The 18,822-nt window shown below is 71.3% G+C and carries 19 protein-coding genes; 9 read left to right on the top strand and 10 right to left on the bottom strand.

Annotation, left to right across the window (positions count from 1 at the left end; genetic code table 11):
- Positions 1-18: 18 nt before the first annotated feature.
- From DEI82_RS03985 to lnt, 5 genes are all read left to right on the top strand, one after another.
- A complete protein-coding gene (locus tag DEI82_RS03985; protein WP_111035873.1) occupies positions 19-1,065 on the top strand; it encodes a YafY family protein in 1,047 nt (348 codons plus the stop codon).
- Positions 1,058-2,026, top strand: a complete 969-nt coding sequence (locus DEI82_RS03980; RefSeq protein ID WP_111009064.1) for a YafY family protein — start codon at positions 1,058-1,060, stop codon at positions 2,024-2,026. The genes DEI82_RS03985 and DEI82_RS03980 overlap by 8 nt, the downstream gene beginning before the upstream one ends.
- Before the next feature lie 129 nt (positions 2,027-2,155).
- The gene (gene tatC / locus DEI82_RS03975; protein WP_111009341.1) at positions 2,156-2,911 is read left to right on the top strand and encodes a twin-arginine translocase subunit TatC; all 756 of its coding nucleotides are present in this window, start codon (positions 2,156-2,158) and stop codon (positions 2,909-2,911) included.
- A complete protein-coding gene (locus DEI82_RS03970; RefSeq protein ID WP_111035872.1) occupies positions 2,908-5,406 on the top strand; it encodes an RNA helicase in 2,499 nt (832 codons plus the stop codon). The genes tatC and DEI82_RS03970 overlap by 4 nt, the downstream gene beginning before the upstream one ends.
- A gap of 11 nt (positions 5,407-5,417) precedes the next feature.
- Complete coding sequence (lnt, locus tag DEI82_RS03965; RefSeq protein WP_111035871.1) at positions 5,418-7,064, top strand: apolipoprotein N-acyltransferase; 1,647 nt, start codon at positions 5,418-5,420, stop codon at positions 7,062-7,064.
- 57 nt (positions 7,065-7,121) lie between these two features.
- On the opposite strand, the gene DEI82_RS03960 is transcribed toward lnt, so the two are convergent.
- From DEI82_RS03960 to DEI82_RS03950, 3 genes are all read right to left on the bottom strand, one after another.
- Entirely contained in the window at positions 7,122-7,487 is a 366-nt protein-coding gene (locus DEI82_RS03960; RefSeq protein WP_111009061.1) for an RNA polymerase-binding protein RbpA, read from the bottom strand.
- A gap of 104 nt (positions 7,488-7,591) precedes the next feature.
- Positions 7,592-8,800 carry an SPFH domain-containing protein gene (locus DEI82_RS03955; protein WP_111035870.1) on the bottom strand — a complete coding sequence of 403 codons (1,209 nt, stop codon included), beginning with the start codon at positions 8,798-8,800 and terminating at the stop codon, positions 7,592-7,594.
- Complete coding sequence (locus DEI82_RS03950; RefSeq protein ID WP_146242824.1) at positions 8,797-9,279, bottom strand: NfeD family protein; 483 nt, start codon at positions 9,277-9,279, stop codon at positions 8,797-8,799. Before DEI82_RS03950 ends, DEI82_RS03955 begins: the two co-directional genes overlap by 4 nt.
- Positions 9,280-9,463: 184 nt before the next feature.
- Between DEI82_RS03950 and DEI82_RS03945 the strand changes: the two genes are divergently transcribed.
- On the top strand, positions 9,464-10,234 hold the full coding sequence (locus DEI82_RS03945; protein ID WP_111009058.1) for an SDR family oxidoreductase: 771 nt from the start codon (positions 9,464-9,466) through the stop codon (positions 10,232-10,234).
- Positions 10,235-10,246: 12 nt separating this feature from the next.
- Positions 10,247-10,696 (top strand): NUDIX hydrolase, encoded by a 450-nt coding sequence (locus DEI82_RS03940; RefSeq protein ID WP_111013308.1) that lies wholly within the window; start codon positions 10,247-10,249, stop codon positions 10,694-10,696.
- Positions 10,697-10,701: 5 nt separating this feature from the next.
- Here DEI82_RS03940 and DEI82_RS03935 read toward each other — a convergent pair whose 3' ends face one another.
- From DEI82_RS03935 to dhaK, 7 genes are all read right to left on the bottom strand, one after another.
- Positions 10,702-11,097, bottom strand: a complete 396-nt coding sequence (locus DEI82_RS03935) for a VOC family protein (protein WP_111035869.1) — start codon at positions 11,095-11,097, stop codon at positions 10,702-10,704.
- Between the two features lie 65 nt (positions 11,098-11,162).
- A complete protein-coding gene (locus DEI82_RS03930; RefSeq protein WP_111035868.1) occupies positions 11,163-11,708 on the bottom strand; it encodes a DinB family protein in 546 nt (181 codons plus the stop codon).
- Between the two features lie 26 nt (positions 11,709-11,734).
- Complete coding sequence (locus DEI82_RS03925) at positions 11,735-13,111, bottom strand: NtaA/DmoA family FMN-dependent monooxygenase (RefSeq protein WP_181435098.1); 1,377 nt, start codon at positions 13,109-13,111, stop codon at positions 11,735-11,737.
- A 205-nt stretch (positions 13,112-13,316) separates the two neighbouring features.
- Entirely contained in the window at positions 13,317-13,631 is a 315-nt protein-coding gene (locus DEI82_RS03920; RefSeq protein ID WP_111013317.1) for a DUF4190 domain-containing protein, read from the bottom strand.
- A 110-nt stretch (positions 13,632-13,741) separates the two neighbouring features.
- Complete coding sequence (dhaM, locus tag DEI82_RS03915) at positions 13,742-14,449, bottom strand: dihydroxyacetone kinase phosphoryl donor subunit DhaM (RefSeq protein ID WP_111035866.1); 708 nt, start codon at positions 14,447-14,449, stop codon at positions 13,742-13,744.
- Positions 14,446-15,084, bottom strand: a complete 639-nt coding sequence (dhaL, locus tag DEI82_RS03910; RefSeq protein ID WP_111035865.1) for a dihydroxyacetone kinase subunit DhaL — start codon at positions 15,082-15,084, stop codon at positions 14,446-14,448. The genes dhaM and dhaL overlap by 4 nt, the downstream gene beginning before the upstream one ends.
- 23 nt (positions 15,085-15,107) lie before the next feature.
- Positions 15,108-16,109 (bottom strand): dihydroxyacetone kinase subunit DhaK, encoded by a 1,002-nt coding sequence (dhaK, locus tag DEI82_RS03905; RefSeq protein ID WP_111035864.1) that lies wholly within the window; start codon positions 16,107-16,109, stop codon positions 15,108-15,110.
- A 306-nt stretch (positions 16,110-16,415) separates the two neighbouring features.
- Here dhaK and DEI82_RS03900 point away from each other — a divergent pair, with 306 nt between their 5' ends.
- Positions 16,416-17,141: an MIP/aquaporin family protein gene (locus tag DEI82_RS03900; RefSeq protein WP_111025600.1), complete on the top strand. Its 726-nt coding sequence runs from the start codon at positions 16,416-16,418 to the stop codon at positions 17,139-17,141.
- A gap of 164 nt (positions 17,142-17,305) precedes the next feature.
- Entirely contained in the window at positions 17,306-18,817 is a 1,512-nt protein-coding gene (gene glpK / locus DEI82_RS03895) for a glycerol kinase GlpK (RefSeq protein ID WP_111035863.1), read from the top strand.
- Positions 18,818-18,822: the final 5 nt, after the last annotated feature.

The following is an 18,822-nucleotide window of genomic DNA, read 5'->3' as shown; positions in this document are numbered from 1 at the left end:
TGCCGTAGGATCAGCCTCGTGCCAGCGACCCGATCCCCGCGTGTCCCGGCGGAGGAACGGCTGTTCAGCCTCGTGCTCGCGCTCCTGTCGACGGAGTCGGGGCTCACGAAGGGCGAGATCCTCGCGAACGTGCAGGGATACCGCCAGCGGTACACGCCGGGTGGTGACAACGCCTCGCTCGAGCGTCAGTTCGAGCGCGACAAGGACGACGTCCGCGAACTCGGTGTCCCGCTCGAGACCATCGAGACGCCCGGTGCGACCGGCAACAACCAGACGCTGCGCTACCGGATCCCGAAGGGCGAGTACGACCTGCCCGAGGACGTCCGGTTCACCCCGGACGAGTCGGCGCTGCTGTCCCTGGCGGCGATGGCCTGGCGTGAGGGCGCGCTCTCGGCCGACTCCCGTCGCGCCCTGCTCAAGCTGCGGTCCGTCGGCGGTACCGACGACGACGGCGAGGACGCGCTCGCGGACGGCCGCGCCGTGGACGCCTACGCTCCTCGGCTCCGGGCCAGGGACGCTGCGTTCGAACCACTGCGCGCCGCGCTCGACCGCGCCGCCGCCGTCCGGTTCGACTACATCACACCGGGCAGCACCAAGGCTCGGACCCGGCAGGTCGCGCCACTGGCACTCGTGCAGCACGGCGGACGCTGGATGCTCGCCGCGCACGAGTTCGCGACCGACTCCGACAAGAACTACCTGCTCTCCCGCGTCGTCGGTCCGGTCTCGACGTACGAGGTCGGCCAGCACGAGGCGCCGGCAGACGCCGGGGAGCGTGCCCTCGCGGAACTCGACCGGGTCTGGGCGAACCGGACCGCCACGATCCAGGTCGCCACGGGCAGTGACGCCGAGCGGCGACTCGCCCGCCGACGCGGCACCACCACGGACGCCGACGGTCGGCTCGTCCTGCACTTCGTGGATCCCCAGATCCTGGCCGAGGAGCTCGCCGCCTTCGGGCCGGAGGTCCGTGTCGTGGAGCCGTCGGCCGTGCGGGACCTCGTGTGTGCCCGTCTCGAGCGACTCGTGCAGGACCACGACGACACCCCGGGGGAGGCTGCCCGTGGCTGAGCAGCCGCTCCAGGCGCAGGACAAGCTCGCGTTCCTCCTGTCGCTCGTGCCGTACCTCATCGACCGCGAGCGCGTGTCGGTCACCGAGGCAGCACGACACTTCGGGGTCCCCGCGGCTCGGATCCGCCGCGCCGTCGAGCTCATCGCCGTGTCGGGGGTCCCGGGCGAGACCATGCAGTACCAACACGGTGACCTGTTCGACATCGCCTGGGACGACTTCGAGCAGAACGACATGATCGTGTTGACCAACCTCGTCGCGATCGACGACTCCCCGCGGCTCTCGGCCCGCGAGGCCTCGGCGCTCATCGCCGGCCTGCAGTACCTGTCGGCGCTACCCGAGGCCGGGGACCCGGAGGCGATCCACGCGCTCATCGCGAAGCTGTCCCGTGGGGCGGGTGGCGCCTCCAGTTCGGTCGCGGTCGGGCAGGACGCGCACGACGTCACCCTCGAGGTGATCCGGCGGGCGATGTCGGCCGGTCGGGGTCTCCGGTTCGACTACGCGGGGCCGCGGGCGCCCCGCGGTGAACGCCGCGTGGACCCGCTCCGGGTCGAGTCCATCGACACCGACTGGTACCTGCGCGCCTGGGACCTCGATCGCGATGCGCTCCGTACCTTCCGACTCGACCGCATGTCGGGCGTCGCCGTGGACGACCGTCCGGCGACGAAACGGATCGAGGACGTCGAGATCCCCGACACGCTGTTCCAACGTGGGCCCGAGGACACGATCGTCACCGTGGAGCTCGACTCCTCGTCCCTGCCGCTCGTCGCGGATTACCTCGCCGACACCGCGGACGACCCGGACGACCAGGGCCGCGTCCGCATCCGGCTCGCCGCGACCGGGTTCGACGGTGTCGTCCGCCTCGTCGCCGGGCTGCCCGGCCGTGCGGTCGTGCTGCACCCGCCCGCCGCGCGCGCGGCCCTCCGCGCCTTCGCCGCGGCAGCGCTCGCCCCCGCGGACTGAGCCGCCCCCGGCGTCGTCCGCCATGTCGGTCCACGGCGGAGAGGACGTAGGATCACAGCCATGGCCTCGACGACTGCGCGCGGACGCCAGCCTCGCCCGGGGATGCCGAAGAAGGACCCCGAGGGGCGGATGTCCCTCGGACAGCACCTCGTCGAGCTCCGCAAGCGCCTGTTCCGCGCCGTGCTCGCCATCGCCGTGTGTGCCGTGGCGGGGTGGTTCCTCACGCCGTGGGTGCTCGACGCCCTCCGCGCGCCGGTCCGCAACCTGGCCCGTGCCGGCGGCGGGCACGTCGCCGAGCTGAACTTCCCGGTGATCACCGGTGCGTTCGACCTCCGTCTGCAGATCGCGATCACGATCGGCATCGTCATCTCGAGCCCCGTGTGGCTCTACCAGGTGTGGGCCTTCATCGTGCCGGCGCTGGTCCGCCGCGAGAAGCTCTACGTCATCGGCTTCTTCGGCTCGGCGATCCCGCTCTTCCTCGGCGGCTGCTTCTGCGGGTGGTACGTCCTGCCGCACATCGTCGGGATCCTCGGCAGCTTCGTGTCGCACGAGGACGCCTCGATCGTGGACGCCAAGACCTACTACGACTTCGTCATCAAGCTCGTCCTCGCCATCGGCATCGCGTTCGTGCTCCCGGTGTTCCTCGTGCTCCTCAACTTCGTCGGGGTGCTCTCCGCCGCGGCCATCATCGGCTCCTGGCGCATCGCGATCCTCTGCATCCTCGTGTTCACCGCTCTGGTCACGCCGTCGGCCGACGTCATCTCGATGTTCCTGCTCGCCGTGCCGATGGTCGTGCTGTACATCGCTGCCTGCGCGGTCTCGTGGTTCCACGACCGGCGCGCGGCGCGACGTCAGGCAGCGGTGGACGCGGAGTACGGCCTGTGACCGACACGGGACTGACCCCGGCCGCCCGGTTCGCCGCCGCCCGCGCGCGGGCGCGGTCACGGAATCTCGAGCTGTTCCGCACCGAGCTCCGATTCGACCTCGACCCGTTCCAGATGGCGTCGTGCCTGGCGCTCGACGAGGGCCGCAGCGTGCTCGTCGCCGCGCCCACCGGTGCCGGCAAGACGGTCGTCGCCGAGTTCGCGGTGTGGCTCGCGATGCGTTCCCCGACGGCGAAGGTGTTCTACACCACGCCGATCAAGGCGCTGTCGAACCAGAAGTACGGCGAACTCGTCGACGCGTACGGCGAGTCGGAGGTCGGGCTGCTCACGGGCGACACCAACGTCAACCCGAGGGCGCGCGTGGTCGTGATGACGACCGAGGTGCTCCGCAACATGATCTACGCGGAGTCCGATCTGCTCGACGACCTGGCCTACGTCGTGCTCGACGAGGTCCACTACCTCGCCGACCGGTTCCGCGGGCCGGTGTGGGAAGAGGTGATCCTGCACCTGCCGAGTGAGGTCCGGCTCGTCTCCCTGTCGGCGACCGTGTCGAACGCCGAGGAGTTCGGCGACTGGCTGCAGGCGGTGCGCGGGGACACGGACGTCATCGTTTCGGAGGAGCGTCCGGTGCCGCTCGAGCAGCACGTGCTCGTCGGTCCGAAGCTCGTCGACCTGTTCGACTCGTCGGGTGCGGCGGCGACCAACCGTGTCAACCCGGAACTCATGCGACTGGTCGGTGGGGCCTCGCGGGGTGGCGACCGCAACGGCGGTCGAGGCCGCGGCCGCGGACGCGGTCCGGCGTACGACCATCGCGGGCCGCGCCAGGAACGCATGCACCGCGAGGGCATCGTCCACATGCTCGACGAGCGGCGGTTGCTGCCGGCCATCTTCTTCGTGTTCAGTCGGAACGGATGCGACCAGGGCGTGCGCCAGGTCCTCCGCTCCGGGATCTCGCTGACGACCGCCGCTGAGCGCCGCGAGATCCGCGAGACCGCCGAGTACCACTGCCGCACGCTGCTCGACGAGGACCTCGCGGTGCTCGGCTACTGGGAGTGGCTCGAGGGCCTCGAGCGGGGCGTCGCGGCGCACCACGCGGGTCTGCTGCCGGCGTTCAAGGAGGTCGTCGAGGACCTGTTCCAGCGCAAGCTGCTCAAGGTCGTGCTCGCCACCGAGACCCTGGCGCTCGGGGTCAACATGCCGGCTCGCACGGTGGTGCTCGAGAAGCTCGAGAAGTTCAACGGCGAGGCGCGCGTCCCGATCACGCCGGGGGAGTACACGCAGCTGACCGGCCGCGCCGGTCGCCGCGGGATCGACGTCGAGGGCCATGCGGTCATCCAGTGGACCGACGGCCTCGAACCACAGGCGGTGGCGTCGCTCGCCTCGCGCCGGACCTACCCGCTGAACTCCGCGTTCAAGCCGACGTACAACATGGCCGTCAACCTCATCGAGCAGTTCGGGCGGGAGCGGACGCGCGAGGTCCTCGAGACGTCGTTCGCGCAGTTCCAGGCGGACCGCTCGGTCGTCGATCTCGCCCGGAAGGCCCGATCGCAGCAGGAGTCGCTCGACGGCTACCGCCGGTCCATGGAGTGCCACCTCGGGGACTTCACGGAGTACGCGGCGCTCCGACGCGAGCTCTCCGACCTGGAGCGGTCGACGATCCCGGGCGGCCGCGAGTCCTCACACGGTGCACGCCAGGAGCGGCAGGCCGCGATCAGCGAGGTCCGGCGACGCATGCAGCGGCATCCCTGCCACGCGTGTCCCGACCGCGAGGCGCACGCGCGCTGGGCCGAGCGCTGGTACCGCCTGTCCCGCTCCACCGACAAGCTGCTCGCGCAGATCCGCTCGCGCACCGGTGCGGTGGCGATCGTGTTCGACCGGGTGACCGACGTCCTCCTGGCACTCGGCTACCTGACCCGCGACGCGCCGGAGGACGTGGACGGCGTCCCGATGCCGACGTCCGAGTCCGCGGGGGCCCGACGGGACGAGGTGCGCGTCGCCGCCGGTGGGCGCCGGTTGCAGCGCATCTACGGCGACCGCGACCTGCTCGTCGCGGAGTGCATCGAGGCGCACGTCTGGGACGAGTTGACACCGGCGCAGCTCGCGGCGATGGCGGCGACGATCGTCTACGAGCCCCGCCGCGAGGACGCTCCCGGCACGGAACACGCGCTGCCCCGCGGCGCCTTCCGTCCGGCCCTCGACGAGACGCTCACGATCTGGGCGCGCCTCGACGACCTCGAGCGGGACCACCGCCTGGCGGGATCGATGCCGCCCACGCCCGCGATCGCGCTCGGCGTCTTCCGATGGGCGTCGGGGTCCTCGCTCGACGACGTCCTCCGGACCCTCGACCTCGCCGCAGGCGACTTCGTCCGGTGGTCCAAGCAGGTGATCGACCTGCTCGACCAGCTCCGCAACGCGGCGGACGCGCCGTTGTCGCGCACCGCCTCCCGTGCCGCCGACGCCATGCGCCGTGGCATCGTCGCCTACGCGACGGTCTGAGGGACGATCCCATGACGACGACCGAGGACCGTCCGACGCGCCTGCCCGCCGTCGGCGCGGAGGCCGTGCAGTCGCCCCGTCCGACACCGCGGCGGCGCCGTCCCCGGCACCCCCTGCCGGTCTGGAGGCACGGCCCCGGTCACGACCCGGGCGCGGTCGGTGTCCTCCCGCGCTCCGTCGCGTACCCGCTGGCAGCGCTCGGCGGACTCGTCCTCGACCTCGCGTTCCCCGGGGCGGGCGTCTGGGTGCTGGCGTTCCCCGCCGTCGCGATGATGCTCCTCGCGGTCCGAGGACAGCGGTTCTGGGTGGCGTTCGGGCTCGGCTACGTCTTCGGCGCCGCGTTCTTCCTGGTCGACGTGGACTGGGCGGCGAAGTACCTCGGCCCGGTGCCCTGGCTCGCGCTCGCGCTGTTCGAGGCGCTGTTCCCGGCGCTCGGGGGAGCGGCCATGGCGCTCGCGTACCGGTGGGTGCCGCGGGCGGTTCCGACCGTCCTCGGTCGAGTGCTCCTCACGCCTGCGGTCGTCGCGGCGCTCTGGACGGGCCGCGAGTGGCTCGGCGGGAACTACCCGTACAACGGGTTCTCCTGGGGTCGGGTCGCCCTGAGCCAGTCACAGAGTCCCTTCGCACCGCTCGTCGCTTGGCTCGGGGTGCTCGGACTGACGTTCGTGCTCGTGTTCATGGTGGCGGCACTCGTCGCCCTCGCGGTCGAGGTCGGTGTGCGGCCGTTCGTCCGGGCCGTGCTCGCGGTCGGCGTCGTGGTGGTCGTCCTCGCGGTGCCGGCGTGGCCAGCGACGACATCGGGCATGGTCCGCGTCGAGAGCGTCCAGGGCGACGGTCCGGCGGGGTACTTCGACGGCGCCCAGCCCGGCGAGGTCCTGTCGTCCCAGCTCGACGCGACGGACACGTCGGCCAAGGGAGTCGACATGGTGGTGTGGCCGGAGGCGTCGGCCGAGTTCGACCCTCGGCGCTCGCCCGGGGTGGCGGCGGCCCTCGACGCCCTGAGCACCGCCACGCACGCGCCGATCGTCGCCGGTGCGATCACCGAGAACGCCCGTGGCCAGTACCACAACACGTCCTTCGTCTGGCAGGCCGGCAAGGGCTGGCTGGGCTCCTACGACAAGGCTCATCCGGTGCCCTTCGGTGAGTACGTGCCCGACCGCTGGTTCTACAGCAAGCTCGCGCCGTCCCTGATCGGGCTGATCGGCCGTGACTACACGCCGGGGACGAAGCCGAACACCGTCAGCGTCGCGGGGGTGCGCGTCGGGCTCGCGATCTGCTTCGACATCGTCGACGACCGCCTGACCGACGAGATGACGGCCGCCCATGCGCAGCTCATCCTCGCCCAGACGAACAACGCCGACTTCGACGGCACCGACGAGAACCTGCAGCAGCTCGCGATCGCCCGGATGCGTGCGATCGAGACGGGGCGCTCACTCGTGAACATCTCGACCGTCGGTGCGAGCGCGGTCGTCGATCCGTCCGGACGCACCATCGACTCGGTTCCGGCCTACACGGCCACGTCGATGGTGACCGACGTGCCGCTGGGGACGAGCACCACGCCGGCGACCGTCATCGGCACCGGTCTGACGACCGTCGTCGTCATCGGTGGCGTGCTCGTCCTGCTCGGCGCGGCGCCGTGGCGCCGGCGCCGCACATGACGGGAGGGCCGCCCTCGTGATGAGGACGGCCCTCCCGGTCCGCAGGCGCTGACGGTGTCAGGCGCCGATCTTCTGTTCGCCACGTCGGGCGCGCAGGTAGGTCAGGCGCTCCTGCAGGAGCTCTTCGAGCTCCTCGCGGGACCGCCGCTCGAGCAGCATGTCCCAGTGGGTGCGCGGCGCTTTCGTGTCGTGTTCCTCGATCGGGACGGGAGCGCCGTCATCACCGAGGAGACGACCCTCCTGCCCGCTCCTGGGGGACTGCCACGTGTCGGGGATCTCCGCCTCGGCGGCGAAGACGACCTCGAACGTCGTGCCCTTGTCGGTCTGGTAGACGGCTCGCCTGCGCTCGGAGAACTCGACGCCCTCTTCGCTCTGGAGACTCTGGCTCCCGAGTCGCATGCCCCGGAGACTGCGATCAGCCATGGTTCGCTCCTTCCGCATCGCTTCCGTGTATGGGAACCGCGCTACCCGCCCGGGTGTTTCCGATGTTCGCCTTTCACAGAGGCTTCCCAGTCCCCGCGCGCACGTCAGTCGTGCTGCGGCGAGCTCCCGTCGCTCGCGCCGAGGTGCTCGTCGACACTCCGATCCGACTCCGCCAACCGGGCGTCGAGCGCCGCGTCCGCTGCGTCGAGCGCCGCTCCGGGCGCCGACGAGGAGGGCGTCGTGTCGGCGAGGCTCGCCGCGGCGAGGGCCGAGATGCGGTCCATGAGGGCAGGAGCGGCCGACCCGCCGGCCTCGGTTCCGCCTGCGCGGCGGACCGGAGCGTTCCCGGAGTCCTGGTTGCGGGCGTCCTGGCCGGCGTCGCCGCTGCCCGCGCTCCCGACATGGGGTCGGCCGCCGCCTCCGACCGGACCCGCCCCGAAGCCGCGCGCGATGCCCTGCAATGCCTCGGTGAACTCGCTCGGGATCATCCAGAGCTTGTTGGCGCTGCCCTCGGCGAGCTTCGGGAGGGTCTGCAGGTACTGGTACGACAGCAGCTTGTCGTCTGGGTCGCCCGCGTGGATGGCGCCGAACACCGTCGCGATCGCCTGGGCCTCGCCCTCGGCCTCGAGCACACGGGCCTTCGCTTCGCCCTCGGCACGGAGGATGGCGGACTGCCGCTGGCCCTCGGCCTCGAGGATCTGGGACTGCTTCGTCCCCTCGGCCTGCAGGATGGCGGCACGACGGCTCCGTTCGGCACGCATCTGCTGCTCCATGGAGTCCTGGATCGACGCGGGCGGATCGATCGCCTTGAGCTCGACCCGACCGACGCGGATGCCCCACTTGCCCGTGGCCTCGTCGAGGACGATGCGGAGCTGACCGTTGATGTTGTCGCGGCTGGTGAGCGCCTGCTCGAGGTTGAGGCCGCCGACGACGTTGCGGAGGGTCGTGGTCGTGAGCTGCTCGACCGCGCCGAGGTAGTTCGCGATCTCGTACGTCGCGGCCCGGGCGTCGGTCACCTGGAAGTACACGACCGTGTCGATCGACACGACGAGGTTGTCCTCGGTGATGACGGGCTGCGGCGGGAACGAGACCACCTGCTCGCGCATGTCGAGCAGCGGGCGGAGTCGGTCGATGAAGGGCACGAGCAGGTTGAGACCCGGTGTGAGCGTCTTGTGGTAGCGGCCGAGCCGTTCCACGACGCCGGCCCGCGCCTGCGGGATGATCCGGATCGCCCTGCTGAGCACGACGATCACGAAGATGACCACCACCACGATGAGCGCGATGAGCAGGATCGTCCCGGTGGAGACGGTCATGGTGTTGTCCTTTCGGTGAGGCGGACGACCGCCGTGGAGCCCTCGACGCCGGTCACGACGACCGGTGTGCCGAGGGGCGGGCGGACCGGGACCGCGGCGCCGGTGTCGGCGGCGATGCGCGCGCTCCAGGTCTCGCCGTTCGCCAGACGGACCTGGCCGGGGGCGGAGGCCGTGAACGCGACGACGACCTCGCCCGACATCCCGGTGAGTGCGTCGACGTTCGTGCGGTGCGGATCGGCACCCCGACCCAGCGCGTGGATGACGCGCGGTCGGACGAGGGCGATGAGCAGGAGGGACAGCGCCGCCGCGATGAGCACGGAGGCCCACCACGGGAGTCCGAGCAGCGAGGCGACGAGACCGCCGGCCGACCCTGCTGCGAGCATCACGAACACGAAGTCGAGCGTGAAGACCTCGACCACGAGGAACACGAGGACGAGGGCGATCCACACGACCACCCAGGTCCACATGACACCGTCCACGCGATCTGCCCTCCCTCGGGTCGCGTTCCGACGGCGCGTGCGTCGCACCGTCCGATCCAGGTGCCGCTCACGCTAGCAGCGCGGGGTGACAGCGGGACGGGAGGCCCGCGTTGCTAGGCTCGGACCCGGTCACGCGCGGTCCAACCGACGGCGGCGCGGGCCCGTATCCGAGGAGACACCACACGTGAGCAACCCCCTGGCCGCCGGTCGACTCGCCGGTACCCGCGCCCTCGTCACCGGGTCGTCCCGGGGGATCGGGGCGGACACCCTCGGTTACCTGGCGGAGGCGGGCGCCCGTGTGGTCGTGAACTACCGGAACAAGGCCAAGCGCGCCGACCAGATCGCGGAGCGCATCACCGCCGCGGGCGGCGAGGCCATCGCCATCGGCGCCGACCTCACGGACCACGACTCCGTGCAGGCGATGTTCGACACGATCGCCGAGCGCTTCGGCGGGCTCGACCTCCTCGTGCTCAACGCCTCCGGCGGCATGGAGGCCGGCATGGGCGACGACTACGCGCTGCGCCTCAACCGGGACGCCCAGGTCGACGTCCTCACGACGGCCGTGCCGCTCATGCCGGCGGGGTCGCGCGTCGTGTTCGTGACGAGCCACCAGGCGCACTTCGTCGAGACCGCCGAGACCCTGCCCGAGTACGTGCCGGTCGCCAAGAGCAAGCGGGCCGGGGAACTCGCGCTCCGTGACCTCATCCCGCAGCTCGACGCAGCCGGGATCGAGTTCGTGGTCGTCTCGGGCGACATGATCGAGGGCACGATCACGGCGACCCTGCTCGAGCGCATCAACCCGGGTGCGATCAGCGGGCGTCGCGAGTCCGTCGGCAAGCTCTACAACGTCGCCGAGTTCGCGGCCGAGGTCGCCCTCGCCGCGGTCGAGCCCATCCCGGCCGATCACACGAAGCTCGTCGGCGACGTGTCCGAGTTCGTCGGCTCGGCTTCCTAGCGGACCGCGGTCGTGACCGCGCTGCCGGGCCTGCGCCGCACCTCCCGGATCCTGCTGCTCGACGCCGACGGCCGCGTGTTCCTCATGGACACGCGAGCGCCGTCCAGCGACGGCTTCCACCGCTGGATCACGCCCGGCGGCGGTGTCGACCCGGGGGAGTCGCACCGCGACGCCGCGATCCGGGAACTCCGCGAGGAGACCGGCATCGTCATCGAGGACCCGGGGGAGTCCGTCTGGTCGTGGGACTTCGCGGTGGACTTCGACGAGGCCGACCACGACCGCGGCCACTCCGAGTTCTACGTCGTGCGGACCACCGGGTTCACCCTGTCGAACGCGGAGTGGACCGACGAGGAGCGCGTCGACATCCTCGACGCGCGCTGGTGGACGGCCGACGAGCTGGCGGCGACGACCGAGCCGTTCGAACCGCCGGAGCTGCCCGCGCTCGTGCGCCGCTTCGCCTGACGCGGTCAGTCGCGCGGGGAGAGCACGCAGAACTCGTTGCCCTCGGGGTCGCGCAGGACGACCCAGGAGACGTCGTCGTCCTGACCGACGTCCGCGCGGGTCGCGCCGCGGTCGAGCAACGCCTGCACGTCGGTGGCCTGGTCGTCCTCCGGTCCTGGCGCGAGGTCGATGTGGAGTCGGTTCTTCACCGTCTTGCCTTCGGGGACCGGGACGAACACGAGGCCCGGACCCCGCTCGTGCAGGGGCACGAGACGAGAGGGATCGAGTGCGTGAGGCGGCACGATCACCGCCTCGTCGTCGGCTTCGTACACGAGTCGCCAGTCGAGCGTGTCCGCCCACCACCGCGCTTGCGCGTGCAGGTCCTGACAATCCACGACGACGCTGAACCACCGAACGGTCATGCCCTGAGTCTGCCGAGCACGGCGGGCGACGACAAGCGCTGGCGGCGGCTCTCCGCCCGCGCCCGTCACTCGCCGACGAGTCCGTCCACGGCCTCCCGGATCAGGTCGGCGTGCCCGTTGTGCCGGGCGTACTCCTCGATCATGTGGCAGAGCACCCAGCGGAGGCTCGGCCGTCGCCCGTCCGGCCACGCCACGGCCGACGCCCGGTCGAGTCCGCCGTCCGCGAGCGCGGTCGCGACGGCGCCGCGAGCGCGCCCCACCGCCTCGGTCCACAGCGACCGGAGGGCGTCGGGGTCGTCGTCCGCGGCGGTCCGCCACTCCCAGTCCGGGTCGACGTCCCAGTCGACGGCGTCCCAGGGAGCGCGGTCGGGGTGCCCGAGCACGACGTGGTCGAACCAGTCGTCCTCGACGAGCGCGAGGTGTTTCAGCATCCCCCCGAGCGTCATGGTCGAGACGCCGACGCTCGTCGTGAGACCCGCGGCGTCGAGGCCCGAGGTCTTCCACGCGAAGGTCGCGCGCTGGTACTCGAGGAACCCGACGAGTGTCGCGACCTCGTCGGCCGCGACCGGCGGCTCGGGGCGTCCCACCGCATCGACCATGACGTCGTCCATGGCGCGATGGTACGCGGTCCCCGGCGTCAGGACACCGTCGTCACGGCACCGGCGTTCCGGCGCAACTCGGCGGGGAGGCGCCGGTGTCCGGGCCCGAAGAACCGCTCGCGCAGGGTGTCACCGACGTACTCGTCCCGGGCGAGACCGCGGGCACGGAGCACCGGCAGCAGGTACTCGATGAGATCCTCGTACGTGCCCGGTGTCATGTGGGGCTGGATGAGGAACCCGTCCGCATCCGTCGTCCGCACGAACTCCTCGACCTGGTCCGCCACGCTCGCGCCGGTTCCGACGAAGACGCTGCCGTTGATGCCCGTCACCCGGAAGTCCTCGATGATCTCGCGCACGGTGGGGCCGGGGCGACCGTCACGGCCGAGGTACCGCTGCAGGTTCGACAGCCCGAGCTCGGTCCGCTGCTGCGCCAGAGGCTGGTCCGGGTCGAGCGCCAGGAGGTCGACGCCGGTGTTCCCGGCGAAGATCGCCGCGGCCCCCTCGGGGGTCGACATCGCGAGCATCTCCCGGTGCGTCCGCTGCGCCGCCTCCTCGGTCGGTCCGACGAGGAACAGCGCGCCGACCAGGACCTTCACGGCGCTGGGGGAGCGGCCGGCCTCGACCGCGGCCTGCCGGATCGCGGCGATGTTCCGTGCGACCCGCTCCGGTGCCCCGCCGGCGACGAACACGGCTTCGGCGTGCTCACCGGCGAACCGCATCCCGCGCCCCGATGTCCCCGCCTGGACGAGGAGCGGCGTTCGCTGCGGCGACGGCGGCAGGTTGAGGATGCCGCGCGAGCGGAAGTACGGCCCGTCGTGCGTGATCATCCGGACCCCGGCCGGGTCCGCGTACGCGTTCGTCGCCTTGTCCCGGACCAGCGCGTCGTCGGCCCACGAGTCCTCCCACAGCGCCAGGTCGAGCGCCAGGTAGTCGTCCGCCATGTCGTAGCGCTCGTCGTGCGGCACGAGGGCCTTGCCCATCAGGTCCGCCGCGGTCGCGCCCGAGGACCCGGTGACGATGTTCCAGCCGATCCGGCCCTTGGTGAAGTGGTCGAGCGTGGCGAACCGGCGGGCGTTCGCCGCGGGTGGTTCGACCGTGGTGGAGGCCGTGAGGATGAACCCGAGTCGCTCGGTCGCCGCGGCCAACGCGGTCACGAGCGGCATCGGATCGCCGCCCGGGATCCCACGACCCTCCTTGACCGAGGCCGGGATGAGTTCGCCGTCGAGCGCCGGGAACCCGTAGCTGTCGGCGAGGAACAGGAGGTCGAGCCGTGCCTCCTCGAACATCCGTGCCAGACGGATCCAGTGGTCGAGGTCGGTGAAGTCGGCCGAGCGGTCGTCGGGGTGCTGCCACGCCGACCCGACGGTGCCGTTCGGGCTGAGGCTCTGGAAGATGCCGAGGATGAGCGGGTCCATGTCCCATTGATGCCATGGATCGTGTTTCGCCCGGGTGAACTCTGCTGACCGGACACCCGTGGACGCTGCTGACCGGACACCCGGTCCGCCGACCTGACGGGCGCCGATAATGCATATTATGTCAATAAGCGCCAGCGCTGGGCCGGCTTGGAACGGCGGACGGCCCCGGCGTTCTGCCGAGGCCATCCGTCGATCCGCAGGAGTGTCACATGTGCTGCGAGATGATCGACGCCGCGACGATGATGTTCACGATCGCCGCGACGATGGCGATGGCCCCCAGGATGACGCCAGCCAGTGCCATGCCGCGCCCGCGCCCAGGGGCAGCGCCGCGTCGACGCGCCACGAGGCCGAGCACGAGCGCCAGGACGCCGCAGATGATCCCGATGATGGGGACGAGGAGCGCGAACACGACACCGATGACCCCGAGCACGAGGGCAGCGATGGTGAGACCGTTCGAGCGCGACGGAGCGGTGACGGGACCGCCGGGCTCAGTCGGTGCGGGCGGGTAGTTCTCGGACATGCGGGGTCCCTCTCGAACGGGACGCGCCCAGGGGCCGTCGGAGTGCGGCGTCGCGCGTCATCGCGGACGCTAGTCGCCGGACCCAGCCGTTGTCCGATTTTCGCTCACGGTTACTCGGCGTCCCGCTCTCCGAACCCGGAGGCCGTGAGCGCGACGAGCGCCTCGACCGCGTCTCGCGCGTCCTCCCCCGTCGCGTCGATGGCGACGGTCGCGCCCTGGGGCAGTGCGAGCGCCATGATCGCCAGCAGGCTCTTGGCGTCCACGCCGTTCACGGTGACCGAAGCGTCGTACTTGGCGGCGGTCTTGACGAACTCGGCCGCGGGTCGGGCGTGGAGTCCCGAGGCGTTCACGAGCTCGACCGTCGCCGAGACGACGCCCGTGGTCGGTCCGGCCGGGGTGTCACTGTCCGGTACGGACTCCGGCCCGTCCGGTGTGTCCGCTCCCCCGGCGGACTCCGAGGCCGCGACCACCGCGTCGGTGTCGGCTCCGGTCTGCGCCGCGACCGCGGCTGCGACGGTCCCCTCGACCAGCGGCGCGTGCGAGACGTGCACCCGACCACGGTCGTCGTCCGTCAAGAAGTCGAGTGCGGTGTCGGTCGTCAGGTAGGCCGAACCGAGGTCACACAGGACGACGACGCCGTCGGTGTCGCCGAGCGCGGCGATGCCGTCGGTGACGGCCTCGAAGCTCGTCCCGATGCCGCCGTCATCGGTGCCGCCCGCGGTCGCGAACCGGACGTCCGGGGCCATCTGTGCCGCGAGTTCGACGACGCCCTCGGCGATCTTGGCGCTGTGCGAGACGACGAGGATCCCGACGCTCACGCCGGGCCGCCCGATGCGTCCACCGCTGCCCGGAGGAGCAGCGCGGTCGACTGCGCGCCCGGATCGCGGTGCCCCACGGCGCGCTCCCCCAGGTAGCTCGCCCGGCCCTTGCGCGCGACGAGCGGCTCGGTCGCCGCCGCGCCCTCGGCCGCCGCGTCGGCCGCCGCCACGAGCACGGCCTCCGGGGTCGCTCCCCCGGCCGCCGCGGCGGTGCCGGCATCGACGGCCGGCGTCCACGCGTCGATCATGGTCTTGTCGCCGGGCTCGGCCTTGCCGCGGGCGACGATGCCGTCCCGCGCGGCGGTCAGCAGGGCGACCACGGCGTCGGCGTCGAGCGTCTCACGATCCCCCAGCGCCTGCGACGCGCGCAGGAACGCGGTGCCGAAGAGCGGTCCCGACGCGCCGCCGACCGTGCTGATGAGCCGCGTGGCGACGAGCTTGAGGACCGCGCCGGGGGTCGCCGGGTCGCCGTCGTCGAGGGACTCGACGACGGCGTGGAACCCACGGTCGAGGTTCTCCCCGTGGTCGCCGTCCCCGATCTCGCGGTCGAGGGCGATGAGGTCGGTGCGGTTGTCCCGGATGACGTCGGCGGTCCTGCGGATCCACTGCGTCGCCCAGTCGGTGTCGAGCGGCATGTCGTTCCTCTCTGTCGGGGCGGTCAGCGGCCCCAGCGGAGCGCCGGGGTCTCGACCGGGGCGTCCCAGAGTGCGGTGGAGTCGTCATCGAGCACCGTGACGGTGATCGAGAACCCCTGCATCTCGAGAGACGTGACGTGGTTCCCGACCACGCTACGCGACAGCTCGAGTCCCTGGTCCGACAGGATCTCGGCGGCGCGGCGGAACACGATGTACAGCTCGGACAGCGGCGTGCCGCCCATCCCGTTGACGAACAGGAGCACGCGGGAGCCGCGCGGTGCGTCGAGGTCCGCGAGCACCGGCTCGATCACCTGCTCGACGAGGACGTCGGCCGGGGCCATCGGGATGCGCTCGCGCCCGGGTTCGCCGTGGATGCCGATGCCGAGCTCGACCTCGTCGTCCCCGAGGGTGAACGACGGCTCCCCCGCGTGCGGCACCGTGCACGGCGCGAGCGCCAGCCCCATGGACCGTGTCGACGCGATCGCGCGTCGGGCGACGTCCGCGACCGCGTCGAGGTCGTCGCCGCGCTGGGCAGCGGCCCCTGCGAGCTTCTCCACGACGACGGTGCCGGCGACCCCGCGGCGCCCTGCCGTGTAGAGGGAGTCCTGCACGGCGACGTCGTCGTCGACGAGCACCGACACGACGCGGATCCCCTCGGCCTCGGCGAGTTCGGCGGCCGTCTCGAAGTTGAGGACGTCGCCCGTGTAGTTCTTGACGATGTGGAGCACACCCGCTCCCCCGTCCACCGCCTTCGTCGCGTCGACGATCGGGTCGGGCGTCGGCGACGTGAAGACCGGTCCCGGTACCGCGGCGTCGAGCATGCCGTACCCGATGAACCCGGCATGCAGCGGCTCGTGGCCACTCCCCCCACCGCTGACGATGGCGACCTTGCCGGCGACCGGCGCGTCGGCGCGGCGGAGGTGGACGGGGTCCTCCTGCAGGACGACCGCCCCGGCGTGGGCGAGCGCGAACCCGCGGACCGTCTCCGTGACCACCTCGCGTGGGTCGTTGACGAGCTTCTTCATACGGTGCCTCCCGTGGTCGGCCCGAGACGACGAGGCTGGTCACGGTCGTCGTCGTCCGGTGCTGGACGTCAATGTAGCGCGAGGGGTGCGGCGGACCGCATGCACGAACGTGCATGCTCAGCGGACCCTCGTGCGAGCGGACGCGCGGAGCGGTCCGCGCGCTGCTCTGCACGTTCGTGCAACGTACCCGCACGGCCGCGGATCCGCCGTCCGGCCAGCCCGGACCCGCCGCTATGCTCGGCGACAATCACTCAACGGGGAGTGGCGGGTCGCCCGCACCTCCTCCTCATGACAAGGAGGTCGCCGATGGACGGCATCGGGATCAAGTTCCTCTCCGAGGTGGTGGGCACGGCGGTGCTGGTCCTCCTCGGCACCGGCGTCGTGGCGAACGTCGCCCTGACGAAGACCAAGGGGTTCGCGGCCGGCACCCTGATGGTCACGATCGGTTGGGGCTTCGCCGTGTTCGCCGGCGTCACCGTGTCGTACAAGTCGGGTGCGCACCTCAACCCGGCGGTGAGTCTGGCGCAGTTCATCCTCGGCAACATCTCGTTCGGCACGATGCTGCTGTACTGGCTCGCGCAGATGATCGGTGCGGTCATCGGAGCGGTGCTGTGCTGGCTCGCATACCGGCAGCACTTCGACCAGGAACCGGACCCGGCAGCCAAGCTCGGCGTGTTCTCCACCGGTCCTGCCATCCGCAACTACGCCTGGAACCTCGTGACCGAGATCATCGGCACGTTCGTCCTCGTCTTCGTCATCATCGCCTTCACGAACGGCAAGACCCCCGCGGAGCTCGGCGCCATCCCCGTGGCCTTCCTCGTCATCGCGATCGGTGTGAGCCTGGGCGGACCGACCGGGTACGCGATCAACCCGGCGCGTGACCTCGGTCCGCGCATCGCCCACGCCTTCCTGCCGATCCGCGGCAAGGGATCGAACGACTGGGCCTACGCCTGGGTCCCGGTCGTCGGCCCGCTCGTCGGCGGCGCGCTCGCGGCGGTGCTGTCCGTGGCACTGCTCCCGATCGTCAGCTGACGCGGGACCACGGGCCTCCACGACCACGGGCCTTCACGACCACGTCCCCGTCCCGGGCCCTGAGCGGACCCGCCGACCGGGCCCCGTCCCTCCCGGACCGGTCCCAACCGAACCGTCGCGCCGCACCAGCGGCCGGCACCGACAACCCAGAGGAGCACACACCAATGGCCGACTACATCGTCGCCATCGACCAGGGCACCACGAGCACGCGAGCGATCGTCTTCGACCACTCCGGGTCCATCGTGTCCGTCGGGCAGAAGGAACACGAGCAGATCTTCCCCCGCGCGGGCTGGGTGGAGCACGACCCGACCGAGATCTGGGACAACACGCGCGAGGTCATCGGTCAGGCGCTCTCGCGGGCGGACATCACCCGGCACGACGTCGCGGCCGTGGGCATCACCAACCAGCGTGAGACCGCCGTCGTGTGGGACAAGACCACGGGCAAGCCTGTCTACAACGCGATCGTCTGGCAGGACACCCGCACGCAGTCCATCGTCGACCGCCTCGCGGACGGTGACACCGACCGCTTCAAGTCGATCGTCGGCCTGCCACTCGCGACGTACTTCGCCGGCACCAAGATCATGTGGATCCTCGAGAACGTCGAGGGGGCGCGGGAGAAGGCCGAGGCGGGTGACCTGCTCTTCGGGACGACCGACACCTGGGTGCTCTGGAACCTCACCGGCGGCACGGATGGAGGCGTCCACGCGACCGACGTGACGAACGCGTCGCGGACCCTCTTCATGGACCTCGAGACGCTCGAGTGGCGCGACGACATCCTCGAGCAGTTCGGCGTGCCGAAGTCGATGCTGCCGAAGATCTGCTCGTCATCCGAGGTGTACGGCACGGTCGAGCCGTCGAACCTGCTGCGCGAGGTCCCGATCGCGGGCATCCTCGGCGACCAGCAGGCCGCGACGTTCGGTCAGGCGGCGTTCGACCAGGGCGAGTCGAAGAACACCTACGGCACCGGCAACTTCCTCATCTTCAACACGGGAACCGACATCGTCCGGTCGGAGAACGGGCTCCTCACCACGGTCGGGTACAAGCTCGGCGACCAGCCGACGCACTACGCGCTCGAGGGCTCCATCGCCGTCACCGGGTCGCTCATCCAGTGGCTCCGCGACAACCTCGGCCTGATCGGGAGCGCGCCGGAGGTCGAGGCGCTCGCGACGACCGTGGAGGACAACGGCGGCGTGTACGTCGTCCCGGCCTTCTCCGGGTTGTTCGCGCCGTACTGGCGCTCGGACGCCCGTGGTGCGATCGTCGGGCTCACCCGCTACGCGAACAAGGGCCACATCGCCCGCGCCGCGCTCGAGGCGACCGCGTTCCAGACGCGCGAGGTCCTCGACGCCGTCAACGCCGACTCGGGCGTCGACCTGACGGAGCTCAAGGTCGACGGCGGCATGGTCGCGAACGACGCCCTCATGCAGTTCCAGGCGGACATCCTCGACGTGCCCGTCGTGCGGCCGGTCGTCGCGGAGACCACCGCGCTCGGTGCGGCGTACGCGGCCGGTCTCGCTGTCGGGTTCTGGCAGAACCTCGACGAGCTGCGGGCGAACTGGCAGGAGGACAAGCGGTGGGAGCCCCAGCTCGACGAGACCGAGCGGGCGCGCCAGATCCGGCTCTGGAAGAAGGCCGTCACGAAGACCTTCGACTGGGTCGACGAGGACGTCCGCTGAGCCGC

The sequence above is a fragment of the Curtobacterium sp. MCBD17_019 genome (assembly GCF_003234555.1).
GTDB lineage: Bacteria > Actinomycetota > Actinomycetes > Actinomycetales > Microbacteriaceae > Curtobacterium.
The sequence above is the reverse complement of the archived record's forward strand: the minus strand, read 5'-3'. Positions and strand labels throughout refer to the sequence as shown.